The following is a 22,377-nucleotide window of genomic DNA, read 5'->3' as shown; positions in this document are numbered from 1 at the left end:
TGAAGCGCAACAACTAAGCGCATCTTTACTAATTAGATTTGAGGATAAAAATTAAGGGTTATAATTTATATCCTTGGGTGCGCTGAAGCGCAACAACGGCGCAACAACAGCGCAACAACGGTTAACCAAATTTGATCATTTCCCGTCCTTCCATTACAGGCATTTTCCCTTCTAATAAAGGAGCGATCGCGGCTTTAATTCTATCCGCAGAAGGAGGACATCCGGGTAAAAAGATGTCAATATCAACTAATTCATGAATTGGACGAACTCGCTCTAACAGTTCAGGCACAATACCCGGTTCATTCGGCAATTGCGCCCCGATATCACTCAGTTCCAAATAACAGCGTTTTAATACAGGTTCCGTACTACCTAACATATTTCTCATCGCCGGAACGTTAGCCGTGACCGCACAATCTCCAAAGGAAATTAAGAGTTTAGTCCGTTTTCTAACTTGATATAATAACTCTAAATTTTCTTCATTAGCCACGGCTCCTTCCACCAAACAAACATCCACATTTTCAGGATATTCTTTTAAGTCACAACCCACCGGACTAAAGACAACATCAACTTTTTCCGCGAGATCAAACAGCCATTCATCTAAGTCTAAAAACGACATATGGCAACCGGAACAACCCGCCAACCAAACCGTAGCAAATTTTATCTTGTCCATTGATGTTTCCCTCTTGCATCTGCTAAGAATTCTAGTTTTTCACTATCCCGTTGCATTTCCGCCGTAGTGGTACCTTTTTTAAAGATTGAACCCGTGGGACAAGCATCGACACATTTACCACAGGAGGTACAAGCATCCACATCCCCCCAGGGTTGATTTAAACCACTAATAATTTTAGCTGCGGCTCCCCGATAGCCGACATCCCAGACGTGGGCTCCTTCAATTTCAGCACAAACTCTCACACACCGAGTACACATAATACAACGGTTATGATCGATGCCGAATTTACTATGAGAAATGTCTACTTCCCGGTCAGGAAAGCGATAGGGAAAACGGCTATGATCCATGCCCACTTCAATCGCAACGTCCTGTAATTCGCAGTTACCATTAGCAACACAGATGGCGCAAACATGATTTCCTTCTGCGAATAATAACTCCACGGTCATGCGTCGATATTCTTGCAGTTGGGGGGTTTGGGTACAGACTTCCATACCTTCTGCAACTTCGGTTACACAAGCTGGTAATAAACGATTAATTCCTTTAATTTCTACTAGGCATAACCGACAAGCCCCCACATCAGAAACCCCGTCTAAATGACAGAGTTTGGGAATTTTGACCCCGGCTTCTTCGGCGGCTTTGAGTACAGATGTTCCTTCTTCAGCAGCAACATCAATTCCATCTATTTTTAGGGTTTTTACGGACATAATTTTTTCATCTCCTCTCAGGTTTAAATATCAAATTTAATCCTTTAACTTTAAGATGTATCTGGTTTCATTATAGCAGTTTTTCCTAATAATTTTTACATGATTTTGTATAGGGTTTGACCCCCCTAACCCCCCTTAATAAGGCCAGGATTGATTTCAAAGTCCCCCTTTACCCCCCGCGCGCGGGGGCAGGGGGGATGGGGGATTTAGGGGGATCTGATTCGGCTACAATCAGATTTTTTCGGCTGTCTTTGACACCCATGAAATTAACCCTAGGCTAAACAAGCGGCTAAATCTTCATCGGGGGTAGAAATCGCTTTCAGATGATAGGTGTCCGATAGTAATTGGAACACATTCGGAGAAATAAAAGCGGGTAATGTCGGGCCTAAACGAATGTCTTGAATCCCCAAATATAACAGGGTTAATAACACCGCCACGGCTTTTTGTTCATACCATGACAAAATCATGGATAGGGGTAATTCATTAACACCAATATCAAAAGCTTTAGCTAATCCTAAAGCAATTTGGATGGCAGAATAAGCATCATTACATTGTCCCACATCCATCAATCGAGGAATGTTACCAATTTCACCTAATTCTTTATCAAAAAAGCGGAATTTTCCACAAGCTAAGGTGAGGACAACACAATCTTGGGGAACTTTTTCCACAAATTCTGTATAGTAACTCCGTCCGGGTTTGGCCCCATCACAACCGCCGACTAAAAAGAAGTGACGAATTTTCCCGGCTTTAACCGCTTCAACGACGTGATCAGCTACACTTAAAACTGCATTATGGGCAAATCCGGTTTTCACTTCCCGGAGGGTTTCATCATCCAAAAAGCCGGGGAGTTCTAGCGCTTCTTGAATCACTGGAGTAAAGTCAGGAATACCATCAGCATCGGAGGGTAAATAGCCTAACCCAGGATAGCCCACGGGCCCAAGAGTAAACAGTTTTTGATCATAGGTTTCATGGGGCGGCATTAAACAATTTGTTGTCACCACAATCGCCCCAGGAAACTTAGCAAAATCTTTGGTTTGATTCTGCCATGCTGTGCCAAAATGTCCGAATAAATGGGGATAATTTTGTTTTAAAATCGGATAACCATGGGCGGGTAATAATTCCCCGTGGGTATAAACCGTAATCCCCGTATCTACGGTTTGTTTTAACAGGGCTTCTAACTGTTTAATATCATGTCCAGAGACTAAAATAGCCTTACCTTGACGATGATTTAAGGGAACACTTGTGGGGGTGGGATGTCCATAATGTCCGGTATGTCCGGCATCTAATAATTCCATTGCCCGGAGGTTCATTTCTCCGACTTTTAAGGCTAAACCCACCCAGGCATTTAAGTCTAAATCCTGCCGATCTAAAGCAATTAAGGCTTCATAGATAAACTGATAAATCTTCTCATCTTCCTGACCCAGTTCGTAGGCGTGGAAGGCGTAGGAAGCTAATCCTTTAATGCCATAAATTGTGGTTAATTGCAAGGAATAAATATCAATATTCCCATTAGCTTTTTGAATTAAATCCAAGGCAAAATTTTGTCCTTGTTCAGATAAATTTTCCTCAAAATCGGGCTGATAATTACAAATTTCTGGCCAGGAAATGGGGGTGGGACTTTTACTTTCCACCGCTTGTTTTAAGGTTTTTCGCAATTGTAAAACCTGTTGGGTAGAATCAGCAAATCGCTTCGTACTAAAGTTAACATTCGTCATCGTTGAAAACATCGCTTCACAGGTAAAACGATCAATTTCTCGATTAGGAATACCTAACTCATAAGCTTTTAAAGCAATGGGGGCAATACTGCGTAAGCAATAGACTAATAAATCTTGGATTGAATTAACCTCTGGACTTTTACCACAAGCCCCCCATTGATGACAGCCATTTCCACTGGCGGTTTGTTCACATTGTTCGCAAAACATTTTTTATTATCCTTACTTGAAAGTATTGGATACAATGGGTGAATTTTATCTTTGTTGATACCAATAAATAGTCACCCATTGCAGATATAAACCATCCCATTTTTAGGAATATTAAAGCCCCGAAACCCGTCCGCTTTCTTCTGGTTGCAATAATGCCTGATATTCCTCTGGAAAATAACGCAACGTACTCAAGACCGGGTTAGGGGCTGTTTGTCCGAGTCCGCATAAACTGGTGGCTTTGACCATTTCCGACAACAGTTTCATTTTCTCAATATCTGCGGTAGTAGCTTGTTTATTGAGAATTTTGGTTAACATTTGATACAGTTGAACCGTCCCAGTGCGGCAGGGAACACATTTTCCGCAGGTTTCCCCCCGACAGAATTCCATATAGAATTGGGCAACTTGCACCATACTGGTGTTTTCGTCCAGTACCACCATACCCCCTGACCCCATCATAGATCCTAATTGGGCTAAGGATTCGTAATCTACCGGGGTATCCAAATGTTCTGCGGGAATACAACCTCCCGATGGCCCTCCAGTTTGCACGGCTTTAACTTTCACGCCGCCGGGAATACCGCCCCCCATGTCCTCGATAATTGTCCGTAAACTAATTCCCATGGGGACTTCAATTAAACCGGTATTCCGAATTTTGCCCGTGAGGGAGAAAATTTTAGTCCCCTTGCTTTTTTCTGTGCCGATACTGGAAAACCAGTCGCTACCTTTTTTAATAATTGGGGCAATATTGGCCAAGGTTTCGACGTTATTAATTAAGGTGGGCTCCCCCCATAACCCGGAAACGGCGGGATAGGGAGGGCGAGGGCGAGGAGTGCCGCGTCCCCCATCAATGGAGGCAATTAGGGCGGTTTCTTCCCCACAGACAAAGGCTCCCGCCCCGACCCGGATATCAACACGGAAATCTATTCCCGACCCAAAGACTTGACTCCCTAAAATCCCTTGGCGTTTGGCCTGTTGAATGGCTTTTTGTAGACGGGAGATGGCCAGGGGATATTCGGCCCGGACATAAATATAGCCCTGGGTCGCACCAACAGCATATCCAGCGATCGCCATTCCTTCTAAGATCCGATGGGGGTCACTTTCCAACACACTCCGATCCATAAAGGCGCCGGGATCTCCTTCATCGGCGTTACAGATCACATATTTCTGTCCGGGGGGCATTTTAGCAACGGTGGCCCATTTTAATCCCGTAGGATATCCCGCCCCGCCTCGACCCCGGAGCCCGGATTTAGTAATTTCGGCTACCACATCGGCCGGACTCATTTCATAAACGGCATGATGCAGGGCTTGGTATCCACCCACGGCGATATATTCACCAATTTTTTCCGGGTCAATTTTACCGCTATTTTCTCGAACAATTAGCAGTTGGCCACTAAAAAAGGGATGGTTGCGATCGCCTTGGACGGGTTTAGCCTCTCCCCCATTCAGGGCTTCAATAATAGAGGGGGCTTCTTCGGGCGTCACTCTCTCGTATTGGAGTCCGGCGGGTTCGACTTCTACTATTGGCCCCCGGCCACAAAATCCCATACAACCGACCCCGACTACTTGCACTCTTTCCTCAAGTCCGGCGGCTTTCACGGCTGCATCCATTTGGTCTTTGACACCCAAGGAATTTGAAGCCACACATCCGGTTGAGGTACAACAATGCACCCGGATCGGTTTTTGGGATTTTTGTTCCTTCTCGGCTAATTCTAATAATTCGCTATATTCCATAATTTTTGTTTTCCTCTATAAAGGCAACAGGCAAGTATCAAGACAAATCAGTTATCAATCAGCAGTGCGAGCGTCCTCGCTCGCTAACTCGTAAAATATTGGGGTAAGGTCAGGCTGGCATTTACTAACTTTTGGTTAAGGTCAGACTTGCTAACTTTTGGTTAAGGTCAGACTTGCTAACTTTTGGTTAAGGTCAGACTTGCTAACTTTTGGTTAAGGTCAGCGAGCGAGGACGCTCGCACTTCCCTACTCCCCCCGGCTCCCCGGCCCCCCTACTCTCTTACTCCCCCTGCTCCCATGCCGCCATGCGATCGCAGGCCATTTCCGGGGTCTGTTGGGCGGCTACTTTGCCATCAAAGACAACGGCCGGAGCAATACCACAGGCTCCAATACAACGGGCGGTCATAATCGAAATTTGACCATCGGCGGTGGTTTCCCCGGCTTTAATTCCGGTTCGGGCTTCTAAGGCGGTTAAGACATCCCCGCCCCCCTTAACGTAACAAGCTGTTCCTAAACAAACTACACAGGTATGGGCGCCATTGGGTTTGAGGGAGAATAAATGATAGAAGGTGGCGACTCCATAGACATAACTGAGGGGAAGTTTCAGATTTCTGGCCACATAAATTAGAACATCTTCTTCTAAAAAGCCAAAGGATTCTTGGGCTTTATGTAGCACCTCAATTAAGGCGTCCTGACGATATTGGTTGCGCTTCATGGTCATATCCAGGACTTTAAACCGTTTATCGCCTCCTTTTGTGGCTTCAGCTTTGGGTTTATCAGTTTTTCCAGTAGTTACCGTAGAAGATTGCATAGTTCTGTTCTCTACTAATGATGTGGATTTTGACACTCATTTTGTAATCAAATATACCTTTAGACAAGTTGGGTTCAGTTCACCACAAAAGGGTCACAAATTTAATCATGAACCTTTGGGGACTCAAGGATTATAGACTAGGATAAACAACACAACCGTTGTTTATATCGATGATTTTGGGTTGGGTTCCAACTTCTCTCCTAAGTTGTAAGTCTACTGCTAATTTATGGAAAAAAGTATTAAAATAAAGAAAAGAATTAATCGGTCTAGGTTAATAATGGATGTGGTATTGATCGGACTGAAATACTGGGACAATCCCTACCACAAGAAATGGTCTGGATTTTTCATCAGTTTTCCCTCCTTGCTTCAAGAAACGTAACATTTTTAGGTGCAGCCGATGTGTTTAGCAATTCCAGGTCAATTATTGAGTATTTCCGGGGATGATCCCTTGGAAAAAGTTGGCAAAGTCAGCTTTGGTGGCATGGTCAAGGAAGTCAACTTAGCCTATGTTCCAGAGGTTCAAGTGGGTGACTATGTGATTGTTCATGTCGGTTTTGCTTTGAGTATTGTGGATGAACAAGCAGCCCAACAAACCTTAACGGACTTACAACAAATGATGACAATAAGTTAAAAAACGTTAAGCAATGATCCACTTTTCCCCATTTTTATTAGATGATCTAAAGCAGTAACTCAGGGAAAGTAGACCTCAAAAATTCTTAATCAAAATTTAAGGATGTTTTAATCTCGATCAGGATTTACCTATGGAAAACCCTCAATTAAACAACGACGGAGATTATTAGGGAAAGCTGAATTAATTGTTAAGGAAAATTCCGTCTGTTTAACTACAGAATTACAATGATCGTAAATTCCAACTAAACATCACCAAGTATGAATTCAGGCGCGTAAATTGCCAAAAGAATTCTGTAGGAAAGCGGGCGATGCCACAAAGTGGCGGCTACGCCATCGCATCAAGTTTTTATTAAAGAGAGGAATTTCAAGAATGAATACAAAAAATTATGCAACCCTAGATGGTAACGAAGCCGTTGCTCGTGTTGCTTATCGTTTGAGTGAAGTTATCGCCATTTATCCGATCACCCCGTCCTCACCCATGGGAGAATGGGCTGATGCTTGGGCCTCCGTGGGGGATAAAAACCTCTGGGGGACGGTTCCGGCCGTGGTAGAAATGCAAAGCGAAGGCGGGGCGGCTGGGGCCGTACACGGGGCTTTACAAGCGGGTTCCCTGACAACCACCTTCACCGCATCCCAAGGGTTAATGTTAATGCTCCCCAACCTCTACAAAATCGCGGGAGAGTTAACCTGTGCCGTGATCCAAGTGGCCGCCCGTTCCTTAGCCGCCCAAGGGTTATCTATTTTCGGCGACCATAGTGATGTGATGGCAGCTAGGGCCACGGGGTTCGCCCTGTTGTGTTCCGCCTCGGTGCAGGAAGCCCAGGATATGGCCTTAATTGCCCAGGCATCCACCCTAGAATCACGAATTCCTTTTATTCACTTTTTTGACGGATTTCGTACCTCCCATGAAGTCCAAAAAATTGAACTATTAGAGGATAGTGATATCCGAGAATTAATCGATGATAAATACGTTTATGAACATCGCAACCGCGCTTTAACACCTGACCGTCCTGTCCTGCGAGGAACGGCTCAAAACCCCGATGTTTATTTCCAAGGCCGAGAAACCGTTAATATTTTTTATGATCAAACCCCCGAAATTGTACAACGGGCAATGGATAAATTGGGGCAGTTGACGGGACGCAATTATAAACTATTTGAATATCACGGCGCCCCCGATGCCGAACGGGTAATTATTCTCATGGGTTCCGGTTGTGAAACCGTCCATGAAACCGTGGATTATTTGAATGCCCAAGGGGAAAAATTAGGGGTATTAAAAGTTCGATTATATCGTCCTTGGGATGGGGAACAATTAATTGCGGCACTGCCGGAAACTGTCAAAGCGATCGCGGTTTTAGATCGGACAAAAGAACCCGGTTCTAGTGGGGAACCCCTCTATTTGGATGTGGTGACGGCCGTTCAGGAAGTGATGTTAGGAGATAACGATACCCTTAAAGCTAAGATTAAAAACCTTAAAGCATTGGTAGGGGGACGTTATGGGTTATCTTCTAAAGAATTTAATCCGGCAATGGTTAAGAGTGTTTTTGAGAATATTACCCCCCCAACCCCCCCTTACCAAGGGGGGGATCAAGAGGGGGTTACTTATCAAGGGGGGGTTAAACCCAAAAATCACTTTACCATCGGTATTAATGATGATGTCAGCCACACATCTTTAGAATACGATCCCAACTTCTCCACCGAACCCGATAACGTGGTACGGGCGATGTTCTATGGGTTAGGTGCAGATGGTACCGTTGGTGCTAATAAAAACTCGATTAAAATTATTGGGGAAGAAACCGATAATTATGCCCAAGGATATTTTGTTTATGACTCCAAAAAATCTGGGGCTGTTACCGTATCTCACTTGCGTTTTGGGCCGCAACCGATCCGGTCGATTTATTTAATTAGTAAGGCGAATTTTATCGGTTGCCATCAATGGACGTTTATCGAAAGATTAGACGTTCTCCAATGTGCGATGGAAGGTTCAACTTTCCTCTTAAATAGTCCCTACGGCCCCGATCAAGTTTGGGAATATCTGCCCTTAGAAATTCAAGAAGATATTGTTAGAAAAAATCTGAAATTCTATGTTATTGATGCCAATAAAGTTGCCCGTGATACGGGGATGGGAAACCGCATCAATACTATTATGCAGGTGTGTTTCTTTGCCTTAGCGAAAGTATTGCCAAGGGAAGAAGCGATCGCCCAAATCAAAAAAGCGATCGAAAAAACCTATGGTAAGAAAGGAGCAGAAATTGTTCGCTTAAACTTAAAGGCCGTTGATGAGACCCTAGAACACCTTTATGAAGTCAACGTTGCCCAGGCCAACAGCGCCCTACGGCGAGCCGAACCCGTAGCCGTCGGAGCCCCTACCTTTGTTAAAGAAGTTGAAGGCATGATGATCGCCGGACGGGGGGATGATTTGCCCGTTAGCAAACTGCCCTGTGATGGTACTTATCCCACCGGAACCTCTAAATGGGAAAAACGCAACGTCGCCCAGGATATCCCGGTTTGGGATGCGGATGTCTGTATCCAGTGTGGCAAATGTGTGATGGTTTGTCCCCATGCCACAATTCGGGGTAAAGCCTACGATGAGGCTGCCCTGGAAAACGCCCCCGCCAGTTTCAAATTTACCAACGTTAAGGATAAAGCCTTTACCGGAGAAAAATTCACCATCCAAGTCGCTCCCGAAGACTGTACCGGATGTGGCATCTGTGTGGATGTTTGCCCGGCCAAAAATAAATCCATGCCTTCGAGAAAAGCGATCAACATGGAACCCCAGTTACCCCTGCGGGAACAAGAAGCTACGAATTGGGACTTTTTCCTGGGTATTCCCAACCCTGATCGGTTAAAATTACGGCCAGATTTGATCCGTCAACAACAATGGCAAGAGCCGTTATTTGAGTTCTCCGGCGCCTGTGGTGGATGTGGCGAAACTCCCTATATCAAGTTGGTTACGCAGTTATTTGGCGATCGGATGATCGTGGCCAACGCCACCGGATGTTCCTCTATTTATAGCGGGAACTTACCCACAACCCCCTGGACAACAAACGCCGACGGTCGCGGCCCGGCTTGGTCTAATAGCTTATTTGAAGATAACGCCGAATTTGGTTTAGGGTTCCGAATGTCCATTGACAAACACGCTGGGTTTGCTCTGGAATTGTTACACAAACTCGGCGGTGAGGTTGGGGATAATTTAGTTACCCAAATTACCGATAACGCCCAAAAATCCGAGGCCGATATTTGGGAACAACGGCAACGGGTTGTCCAACTCAAAGAAAAACTTCAAGGACTCAATTCCCCTGACGCCCAACAGTTACTTAGTTTGGCCGACTATTTAGTGAAAAAATCCGTTTGGATTATTGGGGGAGATGGTTGGGCCTATGATATTGGTTACGGTGGCTTAGATCACGTCATTGCCAGTGGCCGTAACGTTAATATTTTGGTTTTGGATACGGAAGTTTATTCCAACACCGGGGGTCAGTCTTCTAAAGCTACCCCCCGCGGCGCCGTTGCTAAGTTTGCGGCTGGTGGTAAACCCTCGGCTAAGAAAGACCTCGGCCTCATTGCCATGACCTACGGTAACGTTTATGTGGCGAGTGTGGCGATGGGGGCCAAGGATGAACACACCCTGAAAGCGTTCTTGGAAGCGGAAGCCTACGACGGGCCATCAATTATTATTGCCTATTCCCACTGTATTGCTCACGGGATTAATATGACAACGGCTATGACCCATCAAAAAGATCTGGTGGAAAGTGGCCGTTGGTTACTGTATCGGTATAACCCAGACTTGAAAGAAGCAGGCAAAAACCCGTTAATTTTGGATTCTAAATCACCTAAGAAAACCGTTGAGGCGTCTATGTATGCGGAAAACCGTTTCAAAATGTTGACCAAGAGCAAACCTGCTGATGCCAAACGGTTGTTAAAAGAAGCCCAAGAAGACGTCAGTACCCGTTGGAAAATGTATGAATATATGGCCGCTCGTCCATTAGAAACTAAGGGTAATAACGGTCATTCTGAAGGGAAATCAGCCCCAATTTCGGAAGGTAAACCCCCAGAAACTACACCTGTATAAATCCTTCTTAACCTGCCCCCTAGACCCCCCTAGCCCCCCAAGGGGGGAACCGGATGTTCAAAGTCCCTTTTTTTGAGGGGGGAACCGGAAAATCAAAGTCCCCCTTACTAAGGGGGATTTAGGGGGTCTGATCTCCTCGCAAAACCAATCATTATTAATCATCTAAAACCTAGGACTAAAAACAATGGATTTAACCACAACTTATCTAGGATTAAATTTACGAACTCCGATTGTTCCTTCTGCTGCTGCACCGTTATCTGAAGATATTGATAATATTAAACGTTTAGAAGATGCGGGGGCGGCGGCGGTGGTTTTACATTCCTTATTTGAGGAACAATTACTACGGGATAAATTTGAACTGCATCATCATTTAGAATACGGAACAAATAGCTTTGCGGAGGCTTTAAGTTATTTTCCTGAACCTGATGAATACCACGTTGGGCCAGAACTTTATTTAGAACATATTCGTCAGGCTAGAGAATCAACAAATATCCCGATTATTGCTAGTTTAAATGGTTTTTCTCCTGGGGGTTGGGTGGAATATGCTCAACTGATGCAACAGGCGGGGGCGAATGCGATTGAATTGAATATTTATTATGTACCAACGGACATTAATTTAACAGGAGAACAAATCGAACAAAACTATCTTAATACCATTAGAGATGTTAAGGCAGAAGTTACTATTCCTCTGGCTTTAAAACTGAGTCCCTATTTCAGCAATATGGCGAATATGGCTAAACAATGTTGTGATGCGGGGGCCGATGGTTTAGTATTATTTAATCGTTTTCTGCAACCGGATATTAACCCCGAGGAATTAATTGTGGAACCGGGAACGATTTTAAGTAGTCCCCATGACCTGCGTTTACCTATGCGTTGGATTGCTATTTTATATGGTCGAATTAATGCGGATTTAGCCTGTACCAGTGGGGTTCAACGGGGTCATGATGCAATTAAAGTATTAATGGCGGGGGCAAAAATTACCCAGGTTTGTTCTACCTTATTACGTCATGGTTTTAATTATATTAAAGTCATGGAGGAGGATATGAAACACTGGATGGAAGAACACGAATATGATTCTGTTAAACAAATGCAGGGTTCTATGTCCCAACTCCATTGTGAGGATAAATCAGCTTATGAACGCGCCCAATATATGAAGACAATTACATCCTATCAACCCGATCATAGTTTAGTTTAGACCCCACCCTAGTCCTCCCCTTACCCAGGGGAGGAGTTTTATTCCTTGCTTTTTGAGTTCGCTAATGATATTATATTTTATGACTAGGTAAAATAATCCTAGAACTCGCTTAATATCTAAATTATTTCATTGTTAGGGTAAAACTATGGAATTTGTTAATCATAAGATAAAATCTCTAATTCGTCAGTTTAATTCACCAGATAATTTAGGGGAATTTGAGTTAATTCAAGAAATGAATGAACCTCAAAGGCTCATGTTTCAAAAATCAATCAAAAAGGTAAGAAAACGCAAAAGAGTAGGATTTACATTAGGTGTAATATTCGGTTTTCTAGGCGCTCATCGCTACTATTTAGGTGATTATGCTATAGGAGCAGTTTATACAGTAGTAGTAATGATTACTACAGCCATTGATGAATCTTTAACAATCATTCCAGTTATAGCAGCTTTAATTGAATGTTTATCTATAATGGATAAAATTGATCAATATAATCGTTCTAAAGCTTTAGGTATAGCTCAAAAAGTTAAGGAATTTGAAAATCCTTTAATTAATGAATCTCTTGAAAGAGCTTTAAACCATGCTTCCATTGATAACTTTGAAGCTGCAATCAAAGAACTAAAAACTGTATCAGTATTACCTGGTTGTCAATCTAATCAAGATATCCAAAATAAACTAACTGAATATCAAAATAAGTTAGACAGACAGATACTTTGGAAAGCAGCAGAAGAAGGAAGTGCTGGTAATTTTAATTCTGCTATATCTCGATTAAAGACAATTCAAGCTAATTCAGAAGCTTGCGATGAAGCTCAACAAAAAATTAATGAATTCGGAGAAGCTCTGAAACAGAAAGAAAAAGAACAACAAGAACAAAGAGCCCATCAGTTTTTACAGGCTGGATTAAAATTAGGAGAAACAGGAATGCTATCTCCAGCTTTAATGTCTTTAAGGCAAGTACCGGAAGGAACACAAGCTTATGAGGAAGCTCAACAAAAAATTAATGAATTTGGAGAAGCTCTGAAACAAAAGCAAGCTGAAAGAGAAGTAAAAGAAAAAGAACAACAAGAACAAATAGCCCATCAGTTCTTACAGGCTGGATTAAAATTAGGAGAAACAGGAATGCTATCTCCAGCTTTAATGTCTTTAAGGCAAGTACCGGAAGGAACACAATCTTATGCAGAATCTCAAGTTAAAATTGCTGAGTATGAAGCCGATTTAATGCAGAGAAATCTTGAAAAAGAAAAGGAAGAACAACTAAAATTAGAACAGTTAAAATTAGAACAACAAAGGGAAAAAGAATTAAGAAAACAGCAAGAAATTCAAAACGAAAGGCTTAAAAAAGAAAAAGAAGCGGAAAAAGAAAAATTAATTGCACAACTTCCCAATTTAGTCAGAGTTCAGTATAAAGGTAAGCTAGTTGCAGCAGCTTTAGTTGATGAAACTATTCATATTGTTGATCAGGTTGAAAAAAAACGAACTATTTCTGGGGTATTAGGCAATCATAATAGTGCTGGTGGAGAGTTTATAATTATTCGCTTAATAGTTCGTAATGATAGTAAAAAAACTCGGACTATATCAGCTTCAATGATAACTTTAATTGATCATGAAGATCGTCAATTTAGCACGTCTTCAGAAGCAGGAACAGCTTTAACTATGTCAGGGGATGAAACAGCAGAATTTATTCTAACAGAGATTCAACCAGGATTACAAAAAAGGATAACTATTATATTTGAAGTTCCTCTAACATCAAAAGATTTAAAATTGCAAATTCCTAGTGGAATATTTGGCAAGTCTACCATTCTACCTTTATCATTGGCTACTTAGTAGTTAAAAAAATTGTGGAGTTTTTGATATGTTATGAAATTTGTTGATAAGTATTGGAAACTGGGGTGCGCTGAAAGTCGCACGCCTCGCCTAGATTTACCCCTCTTTTGTCATTTTGGGGTATTTCAACGAAGTTAAACCCTTTCAGACCAATAAAAATCAAGGTTTTCCCTTCAAGGGTTAGAGTGACGGATCAGCGATAATTGGCTATTCCCTGGTAAAGCCTAGAAATCAATTAAACACTGGCTGATTTTTTATGGCGATTTGGCTAGATTTTGGTATAATGATAGTTTGGCTAAAAATTTTTAAGCGTTTTACCCTAAGTAAAAGAAACCTCATGGAAATTACGATTGAAGGTCAAAAACGACCAGAAGGCTCTAAACCCAATGCTTTGCGTCGTCAAGGATTAATTCCGGCGGTGCTGTATGGCCATCAAGGGGCAGAATCCATTAGCATTACCATTCCGGCGAAAACCGTAGAAAACCTACTCAAAAAGAACGTTGTTAACCAGGCTCTAATTCAACTGAATATTCCTGATATCTCTTGGAGTGGTAAAACCCTACTCAGAGAAGTGCAAAAACATTCTTGGAAGGGATTTCCCTATCACCTGAGCTTCTTTTCCGTGGCTCAACAAGACAGTTTAACCGTTTCTGTTCGTCTGCATTTCGTCGGCGAACCCGTCGGGGTCAAAATGGAAGGCGGTCTGTTAGATGTCGTCCTCTCTGAATTGGAAATTGAGTGCGAACCGGGTAATATTCCGACCCGTATTGATGTCGATGTCACAGAATTACATCAAGGTCAAGCCCTACACATTAGAGAACTCACATTACCTGATGGAGTTAAACCCACCGGTGATGGCGAACAAGTGGTTGTTAGTATTATTCATCCTGAGCGGGGTGAGGAAGGCGACGCCGAAGCTTAATTTTAGGGAGTAGGGGGAGCACCGGACGAGGTTTTCGACCTTGGTGTCAATGGTCGCCGAAAACCAGTGATTACAGCTAAGATTAGATCCCCCTAAATCCCCCTTAACAAGGGGGACTTATTAGAAATCCGGTTCCCCCCTTGTTAAGGGGGGTTAGGGGGGATCTATGGCTTTAGAGCATATCAAGAGACTTTTGGTTTTATTCGGTTTTCTTACCCTCAAAGGTCAAACTTCACGCATTAATAATTTCCTTTAATTTATCCCGTTGAGATTCGGGTAAGCGGGGGCCATGAATTTGAACAATTTGGGAACCGAGATAGTTTCCCCAACGGGCGGCTTGGGTAGTGGTTAAACCGTTGGTAAGTCCGTATAATACCCCACCTGCAAAAGCATCCCCCGCCCCAACAGTATCCACGGGTTTAACCGGGAAACCGTGAACATGAATTAGGGTTTGGTTTTCCACTACTAAACAGCCCTTATCACTATTAGTAATAAAAACAAAATTTACCTTTTCTCCTAACTGACGGGCGCAAACCTCTAAATCTTCGCTACCGCAGAAGTGGCGCACCTCATCCGCATTACAAAACAACACATCACAATATTCAGTTAAAACACTGCGAAAATCATCCCCAAACCGTCCCACTAAAAACATATCGGAAAAGGTAAACGCCACTTTTACCCCTAGGCGTTTGGAATGTTCCATCGTTTCAATACTAGCCTTACGGGGTTCGGGTGCATCCCACAAATAGCCCTCAATATAACTGTATTGACACTGACTTAAATGATCAAGATTAATATCCGCCACGGATAAGGTTGTGGAAACCCCCAAATTAGTACACATAGTACGTTCTGCGTCGGGAGTTGTTAATACTAAACAGGTTCCCGTTGGCCCTTGGCTACTCTCGGCGGGTTCAATTTCAAACCCAATTCCAGCGGCGACCATATCCTGTTGATAAAATTCGCCATTGGTGTCCGTACTAACTTTACCCGAATAAATTCCCGTACCGCCACTTTGGGCGATCGCAATCATAGTATTAGCAGCAGAGCCCCCACAACGTAATTCTAGAGAATTGTTTTCTAATTGTTGCAATAATTTCCCCTGTTTGACCGTATCCATCAGGGTCATAGCACCTCGGTTGAGGTCATGGCTTTGAATAAAATTATCCTCAACTAATGCCAAAATATCGAGGAGGGCATTTCCAACACCAAAGACATTAAAGGATTTGGGTTCTGTCATTGACTATTTCTGTAAAACGGTTTGAACAATTCTATCGTTGATCATAGCAAATTTTCTGTAACTTTTATTTTCAAATTATGAGAATTTGCTTTTTTCGGTGAGATAATAAAAATAATACCCAACTGATTACCGTTTCTTTCGCAAAATTCAATTCATTTTGATCTTTTTTTAATATGACTGACTCTGAACTTCCTCTGCTAATTCAACAAATGTTAGAACCGGATTTTTATCCCCATCCGGTACAGGAACCCATTGAACTTTTACAAACTCATATTTCATTTATATTATTAACGGGAGAATATGCTTATAAAATAAAAAAAATAGTTGACTTTGGATTTTTAGATTATTCAACTTTAGAGAAACGACGATATTTTTGTGAACAAGAATTACAAATGAACCAGCAACAAGCACCGGAATTGTATTTAGAGGTTTTACCAATAATAGAAATAGGCGATCGCTTTCAATTTGGGGAAAATCAAAATCATGCCATTGAATATAGCTTAAAAATGCGCCAATTCCCCCAAGAAAATTTATTTATTAATTTATTTAATCAAGATAAATTAACTAAGCAGGAAATGGAAACTTTAGGAAATGTTGTGGCTAAGTTTCATCTCAATTGTCCCAGCAATGAGCATATTTTAAAATTTGGAGAAATTGCTCAAATTCGTCATGCTATTGATGGAAACTATCTAAAAACAGAAAAATATATTGGTTGTTGTCAAACTCAAGAACAATATGAACAAACCAAACAATATACAGACAGCTTTTTTGAAACCCATGAAGCTATTTTTAAGAGTCGGATTAAAAACCGATTTATTCGAGAATGTCATGGAGATTTACATTTAAAAAATATCTGTATTTATCAAGATAAAATATTACTATTTGATCGGATTGAATTTAATCAAGAATTTCGGTTTGTTGATGTAATTTATGATGTGGCTTTTGTGGTTATGGACTTAGAAGGACGAGGACGGAATGATTTAGGAAATAAGTTTTTAAATACTTATATTGAAAACACTGGAGACTGGGAAGGATTACAATTATTACCCTTTTATTTAACCCGTCAAGCCTATGTTAGAGCCAAAATTAATTCCTTAATATTAGATGATTCAGCTATTACTGAAAAACAAAAAGAAATAGCCAAACAAGAAGCCAGTCAATATTATAAATTAGCTTGGCAATATACCCGCAAATCTTCAGGAGGAATCGTGATGATGTCGGGGTTATCGGGGTCAGGAAAAAGCACCACCGCCCGCCAACTATCTAAACAATTAAATGCTATTCATATTCGTTCCGATGCAGTTAGAAAACATTTAGCAAATGTTCCTCTCCACGAACCAGGAGGAGAAGAAATCTATACTCCAGAGATGACCGAAAAAATCTATAAACGGTTATTAGAATTAGGATTATTATTAGCAAAACAAGGATTTTGGGTAATTTTAGATGCCAAATATGAGCAACAAGAACGACGGGGAGAAGTCATAGAAACCTGTCATACCCATCAATTACCCCTACAAATTATTGAATGTACAGCACCAATGGATATTTTACAAGAACGTTTACAACAACGTCAAGGGGATATTTCTGACGCAACTATTGATTTATTAACCTCCCAACGTACCACATCTCAACCTTTTACAGATTCCGAAAAAAACTATCTTACCACCATTGATACGACCCAAAATATTGATCAGCAATGGAAAAAATTATATTAAAATAATCTATTATTTGAGGTTGCGCTTGCAATTCTCCTTCTTCGTGTCTTAGTGCCTTTGTGTTTCCTTTCTTAATAATAATGAAATTAACAAAAAAAACCAGCTTAATTATCTATGGAATTTCCAGTTTAATTTTATCATTGATTTTAGCGATCGCCCTTTTAATTTCCCCCACATCTTCGCAACCGATTTTAATTATCCCCAATGAAGTTAGAGGAGTTTGGTTAACAAATGTTAGTAGTGGAGTCTTATTTTTTCCTTGGGGAATTAATCGCGCTTTAGATCAATTATCCCAACTAAAATTTAATACCATTTATCCCGTAGTTTGGAATAGAGGAAGCACATTTTATAAAAGTGCAGTGGGAAAAAGAGTCATGGGTCGCTCTCAAGATTCATTATTAAATATAACCCAATTAGGGGGAGATATCCTATCAAAAATTGTCTTAGAAGGACACAGAAAAGGATTAAAAGTAATTCCTTGGTTTGAATATGGGTTTATGGCGCCTAAAAACTCTGCTATTGTCCAACGACATCCCGACTGGATCGCCCAAACTCAAAAAGGAGAAAAAGAGTTAGATCCTTTAAGGAGTTCTGAGGATGTTTCCTATCAAACTAAAGTTAAAAACTGGATTGTGAATCAAATTTTAGAAGCGATGACGATTCAAAATGTCTGGTTAAATCCCTTTCATCCGCAAGTCCAGCAGTTTATTGAAGATTTGATTTTAGAAGTAGTGATGAAATATAATATTGATGGGATTCAACTGGATGATCATTTCGGTCTTCCCGTGGAATTTGGCTATGATGAATATACCATTAAACTCTATCAAAAAGAACATAATGGTCAGTCTCCCCCTAATGATTATTATGATCAAGAATGGCGAAGTTGGAGAGCAAATAAAATTACTAAATTAGTTGAAAGAATTGTTAAAAAAGTTAAAATATCTAAACCTAATTGTCTTATTTCTTTATCCCCTAATCCTTATGAATATACCTATGAAATGTATTTACAAGATTGGTTAACCTGGGTCAATCAAGGATTAGTAGATGAAATTATTTTACAAGTTTATCGAGATAGTATGGTAAAATTTATTTCAGAATTAGACCATGAATCGGTTCAAATTGCTAGGCAAAAAGTTCCGGTGATGATTGGGTTATTAAGTGGAACATTGCGACATCCTGTTCCGATGGAACAAATTGAAAAACAAATGAAGGTTGTGCGCGATCGCGGCTTTGATGGAATCTCATTTTTTTATTGGGAAACCCTGTGGAGTTATTTCACTCCCGACTCCCCCCGATATCGTCGCCACAGCTTTAAAACTTTATTTTTAGATTAATTAATCCGACATTCCTAAAAATGCTTTGAGAGCGATTTTATATCTATTTCTTAACCGCATTATTGCATTAGAATTTTTTTTATTAACCATTCTTTGCCTTTATAGGGTGGATAACGTAGGGGTAAATCTAATAAAAATGTTTGTTTTAATACACTGCGATAATGGGAAAATCGATCAAAGGTGGTTTTTCCATGGTAACTTCCTATCCCACTTTCTCCAACACCGCCAAAGGGTAAAGATTTCCCCCCAATTTGCAGTACGGTATCATTAAAACAGAGGGTTCCTGATGAGGTTTCTTGTAATATTCGGTTTTGTTTGTTTTTATCGTTAGAAAATAAATATAATGCTAAAGGTTTGGGACGACTGTTGATTTTTGCGATCGCTTCTCCTAAATCCTGATATTCTAAAATAGGTAAAATCGGCCCAAAAATTTCCTCCTGCATAATTAAATCATCCCAGGAAATATTATCAATTAAAGTGGGAGCAATATATTTTGTTTCTGGGTTGGTTTTGCCTCCAGTGGTAATATTGCCCGCTTTTAAAAATTGCTGTAATCTGTTAAAATGAAAGTGATTAATAATCCGGGAATAGTCGGGACTGGTTTCGGGATTATCGCCCAAAAAAGTTTTAATCCATTTTTGCAACGCGATAATTAATTCCGATTTTATTAGACAATTCACTAATAAATAATCGGGGGCGATACAAGTTTGACCCGCATTAATTAATTTACCCCAAATAATCCGTTTTGCGGTATAATCTAATTGAATATCATCCTCGACAATACAGGGACTTTTTCCTCCTAATTCTAAAGTAACTGGGGTTAAATGTTTAGCTGCGGCTTCCATGACAATTTGACCGACTTTTTGCCCCCCGGTAAAGAAAATATGATCGAACTTTTCGGCCAATAATTCTTGACTGGTTTCGACTCCGCCTTCAACCACGGCAATATATTCAGAATTAAAGGTTTTGCTGATAATATCACTAATAATTTTAGAGGTATTAACAGCAATTTCCGAAGGTTTTAAAATTGCACAATTGCCCGCCGCGATCGCTCCAATTAAAGGAGAAATCAATAGTTGAAAGGGATAATTCCAAGGGCCTATAATTAGGATAATTCCTAAAGGTTGAGGATAAATAAATGTTGAGGCGGGAAGTTGACCTAAAGAGGCGGGAATTTTTTGGGGTTTAACCCAAGATTTGAGATGTTTAATGGCATAATTGAGTTCAGCAACGGGGGAAAACTCAAAACATGATTCCAGGTCAGGACGGCATAAATCGGCTTTTATCCCATTAATAATGGCTGTTTCATGGAATGCGATCGCCTGTTTCAAACCCTGAAGTTGGGTAAGGCGAAACTGGATATCCTGGGTTTGTCCAGTGGCAAAAAAGTCTCGCTGTTGCCCAATTAAACCCTGAATTGGCGTTTTTTCAGTCATTTTTGTTTCTCCAAATTACTCGAACAGTTGATACCCTTTTATGGTACAACTTGATCTGGTAAAGTTATTGCAACTGAGGTCAAGCTGAGAATGGCAAACATCAAAGAAATTTTATATCTTGAAGTTCCCACTCCCGGTACTCAACAGGTTTGTACTTGGTTGCAAGAAAAATTTCAAGCAGAAATGGGGGAAAAATTTATCACCCCCGATGGTTTTAGGTTGCGGTTTTCTCCCCAGCAGGAAAACACGACAGAATGTCATGAACTTTCAATTTTTGTTTGGTCAGTGCAACGGACAACTTATTTAAAAGTATTTCGCATCGGTCAACCGCCCAAAACCCAAGAAAAACTATTTTTAAAGCATTTAGAAACCGAAATTAGAACCGCATTTCCCCATCAATATCCCGAACCTCCAGAGATTAATTTATCTCAACAATCTATTTTTGAAGGATTAGAAAAAGATTATCCGTTAACGGTTAAATACTTCAAAAAAATGCCTAATGGAGAATTTGATCTCAAACGGGTTTATTGGTGGGAAAAACGCTGGCGAGAAGGGGTAAGAAATCCGCAAACTCCGAAGCAAGTTATTTTTAAAACCGATGATTCCCAGACCGATGATTCCCCCAATTATGATTTAGTTTATATCGGGGGTGCCTTAGGGGTGATTCATGCGGCAGTTATGGCAAGATTAGGCTATAAAGTATTATTAATTGAACGGTTGCCTTTTGGTCGGATGAACCGAGAATGGAATATTTCTCGGAGTGAGTTAAAGAGTTTAATTGATTTAAAATTATTTACCCCGACGGAAATCGAAAGTTTTATCGCCAGAGAATATAAAGATGGATTTCATAAGTTTTTTGATGCTTATAATCCTAAAATTGCTCAAGCTGAAATTCTCCATACTCCAACGGTTTTAAATGTTGCTTTAAATGCTGAAATTTTATTAAAATTATCCGGGGAAAAACTCAAAGAAGCTGGGGGAGATATTTGGGATGAAACGGAGTTTTTACAAGCGAATATTAACCCTAATCAAGTTACTATTAATTCCCTACATATTCCCAGCCAAACCGAACGCACAGCCACCGGAAAGCTATTAGTAGATGCGATGGGAACGGCTTCTCCTATTGCGTGGCAATTGAACGGAGGACGGGCTTTTGATAGCGTTTGTCCGACCGTTGGGGCGGTAATTGATGGCGGGTTTGAATCGGGGGTTTGGGATGCCAAATATGGAGATGTTTTAAATAGTCATGGGGATATTTCTAGGGGAAGACAGTTAATTTGGGAACTGTTTCCGGGGGCGGGCAATGAGTTAACTTTTTATCTATTTCACTATCATCAAGTTAATCCTAAAAACCCCGGTTCTCTGTTAGAAATGTATGAAGACTTTTTCACTATTTTACCCGAATATCGTCGCTGTGACATGGATAAATTAGTCTGGAAAAAACCCACTTTTGGCTATATTCCGGGGCATTTTAGTACCGGAAGTAGCGATCGCAAAATTAGTGTTGATCGATTAATTTTAATCGGCGATGCTGCTTCTTTACAATCTCCCTTAGTGTTTACTGGATTTGGGTCTTTAGTGCGGAATTTATCTCGATTAACAGACCTATTAAATACCGCTTTAAAACATGATTTATTAACCGCAAAATCCCTAGATCAAATTCGGGCGTATCAAACTAATGTTTCTGTTACCTGGTTATTTTCTAAAGGGATGATGGTACCCACGGGTAAATATTTGCCCCCAGAAAAAATTAACTCAATTTTAAATACTTTTTTTGGGGTTTTAGCAACAGAATCTCAAGAAATTGCGGAAACCTTTATTAAAGATCGAACAACTTGGTGGATTTTTACGCGGTTAGCCCTGAAAGCAGCCCGGATGAATCCTTTATTATTAGTTTGGATTTTAGACTTTGTAAATCTGGGAGAAGTTTTAAGATGGATGAAGAATTTTATTCAATTTATGCTATTATCTATAATTAGTTTCCTTTGCGGTTGGCTTCCTAATTTCAGTCGCAAAATTCAACCCTGGTTAGAACCCCGTTATCCTAAACTTTGGATGTGGTTATTAACAACCAGTTATGCTTTAACTGACGGAATGGGAAAACCACAAACTCCACATTTTAACACCTGAAAACTCAATTAATCTCAATTTCAACTTGTCATCAATTATAACAATTAATTTGAGG

Annotated in this window: 15 protein-coding genes; 8 read left to right on the top strand and 7 right to left on the bottom strand. The window is 40.8% G+C overall.

From position 1 onward, the window contains the following. Window positions 1-121: 121 nt before the first annotated feature. From NMG88_RS12070 to hoxE, 5 genes are all read right to left on the bottom strand, one after another. Window positions 122-670, bottom strand: a complete 549-nt coding sequence (locus NMG88_RS12070) for an NADH-quinone oxidoreductase subunit B family protein (RefSeq protein ID WP_042155043.1) — start codon at window positions 668-670, stop codon at window positions 122-124. Then, the gene (gene hoxU / locus NMG88_RS12065) at window positions 658-1,374 is read right to left on the bottom strand and encodes a bidirectional hydrogenase complex protein HoxU (RefSeq protein WP_042155045.1); all 717 of its coding nucleotides are present in this window, start codon (window positions 1,372-1,374) and stop codon (window positions 658-660) included. Before hoxU ends, NMG88_RS12070 begins: the two co-directional genes overlap by 13 nt. Window positions 1,375-1,646: 272 nt before the next feature. Further along, entirely contained in the window at window positions 1,647-3,296 is a 1,650-nt protein-coding gene (gene hcp / locus NMG88_RS12060; protein ID WP_042155047.1) for a hydroxylamine reductase, read from the bottom strand. A gap of 111 nt (window positions 3,297-3,407) precedes the next feature. Further along, complete coding sequence (locus NMG88_RS12055) at window positions 3,408-5,024, bottom strand: NuoF family protein (RefSeq protein WP_254035448.1); 1,617 nt, start codon at window positions 5,022-5,024, stop codon at window positions 3,408-3,410. A 280-nt stretch (window positions 5,025-5,304) separates the two neighbouring features. Next, on the bottom strand, window positions 5,305-5,835 hold the full coding sequence (gene hoxE, locus NMG88_RS12050; RefSeq protein WP_235766340.1) for a bidirectional hydrogenase complex protein HoxE: 531 nt from the start codon (window positions 5,833-5,835) through the stop codon (window positions 5,305-5,307). Between the two features lie 397 nt (window positions 5,836-6,232). Here hoxE and NMG88_RS12045 point away from each other — a divergent pair, with 397 nt between their 5' ends. From NMG88_RS12045 to NMG88_RS12025, 5 genes are all read left to right on the top strand, one after another. After that, complete coding sequence (locus NMG88_RS12045; RefSeq protein ID WP_042155050.1) at window positions 6,233-6,466, top strand: HypC/HybG/HupF family hydrogenase formation chaperone; 234 nt, start codon at window positions 6,233-6,235, stop codon at window positions 6,464-6,466. Between the two features lie 369 nt (window positions 6,467-6,835). Further along, complete coding sequence (nifJ, locus tag NMG88_RS12040; RefSeq protein WP_254035447.1) at window positions 6,836-10,534, top strand: pyruvate:ferredoxin (flavodoxin) oxidoreductase; 3,699 nt, start codon at window positions 6,836-6,838, stop codon at window positions 10,532-10,534. A gap of 184 nt (window positions 10,535-10,718) precedes the next feature. Beyond that, window positions 10,719-11,729, top strand: a complete 1,011-nt coding sequence (locus tag NMG88_RS12035; protein ID WP_027254396.1) for a dihydroorotate dehydrogenase-like protein — start codon at window positions 10,719-10,721, stop codon at window positions 11,727-11,729. Window positions 11,730-11,874: 145 nt separating this feature from the next. Then, a complete protein-coding gene (locus tag NMG88_RS12030; RefSeq protein WP_235751703.1) occupies window positions 11,875-13,548 on the top strand; it encodes a DUF4352 domain-containing protein in 1,674 nt (557 codons plus the stop codon). A 337-nt stretch (window positions 13,549-13,885) separates the two neighbouring features. Further along, window positions 13,886-14,470: a 50S ribosomal protein L25/general stress protein Ctc gene (locus NMG88_RS12025; protein WP_235766352.1), complete on the top strand. Its 585-nt coding sequence runs from the start codon at window positions 13,886-13,888 to the stop codon at window positions 14,468-14,470. Between the two features lie 232 nt (window positions 14,471-14,702). Here the strand turns inward: NMG88_RS12025 and NMG88_RS12020 are convergent, their stop codons facing one another. After that, window positions 14,703-15,707, bottom strand: a complete 1,005-nt coding sequence (locus NMG88_RS12020) for an adenosine kinase (RefSeq protein ID WP_254035446.1) — start codon at window positions 15,705-15,707, stop codon at window positions 14,703-14,705. A gap of 173 nt (window positions 15,708-15,880) precedes the next feature. Here NMG88_RS12020 and NMG88_RS12015 point away from each other — a divergent pair, with 173 nt between their 5' ends. Next, window positions 15,881-17,422, top strand: a complete 1,542-nt coding sequence (locus NMG88_RS12015) for a bifunctional aminoglycoside phosphotransferase/ATP-binding protein (RefSeq protein ID WP_235751705.1) — start codon at window positions 15,881-15,883, stop codon at window positions 17,420-17,422. 80 nt (window positions 17,423-17,502) lie between these two features. Then, the gene (locus tag NMG88_RS12010) at window positions 17,503-18,756 is read left to right on the top strand and encodes a glycoside hydrolase family 10-like protein (protein ID WP_042155058.1); all 1,254 of its coding nucleotides are present in this window, start codon (window positions 17,503-17,505) and stop codon (window positions 18,754-18,756) included. 59 nt (window positions 18,757-18,815) lie between these two features. Here NMG88_RS12010 and NMG88_RS12005 read toward each other — a convergent pair whose 3' ends face one another. Continuing rightward, window positions 18,816-20,192: an aldehyde dehydrogenase gene (locus NMG88_RS12005; protein WP_254033865.1), complete on the bottom strand. Its 1,377-nt coding sequence runs from the start codon at window positions 20,190-20,192 to the stop codon at window positions 18,816-18,818. Between the two features lie 99 nt (window positions 20,193-20,291). On the opposite strand from NMG88_RS12005, the gene NMG88_RS12000 reads away from it, so the two are divergent. Continuing rightward, complete coding sequence (locus NMG88_RS12000; protein WP_227351506.1) at window positions 20,292-22,322, top strand: FAD-dependent oxidoreductase; 2,031 nt, start codon at window positions 20,292-20,294, stop codon at window positions 22,320-22,322. The last annotated feature ends 55 nt before the right edge of the window (window positions 22,323-22,377 follow it).

Origin of the sequence: Planktothrix agardhii (genome assembly GCF_904830935.1) — a bacterium.
GTDB lineage: Bacteria > Cyanobacteriota > Cyanobacteriia > Cyanobacteriales > Microcoleaceae > Planktothrix > Planktothrix agardhii.
This window is presented reverse-complemented; position numbering and strand designations above follow the sequence as displayed.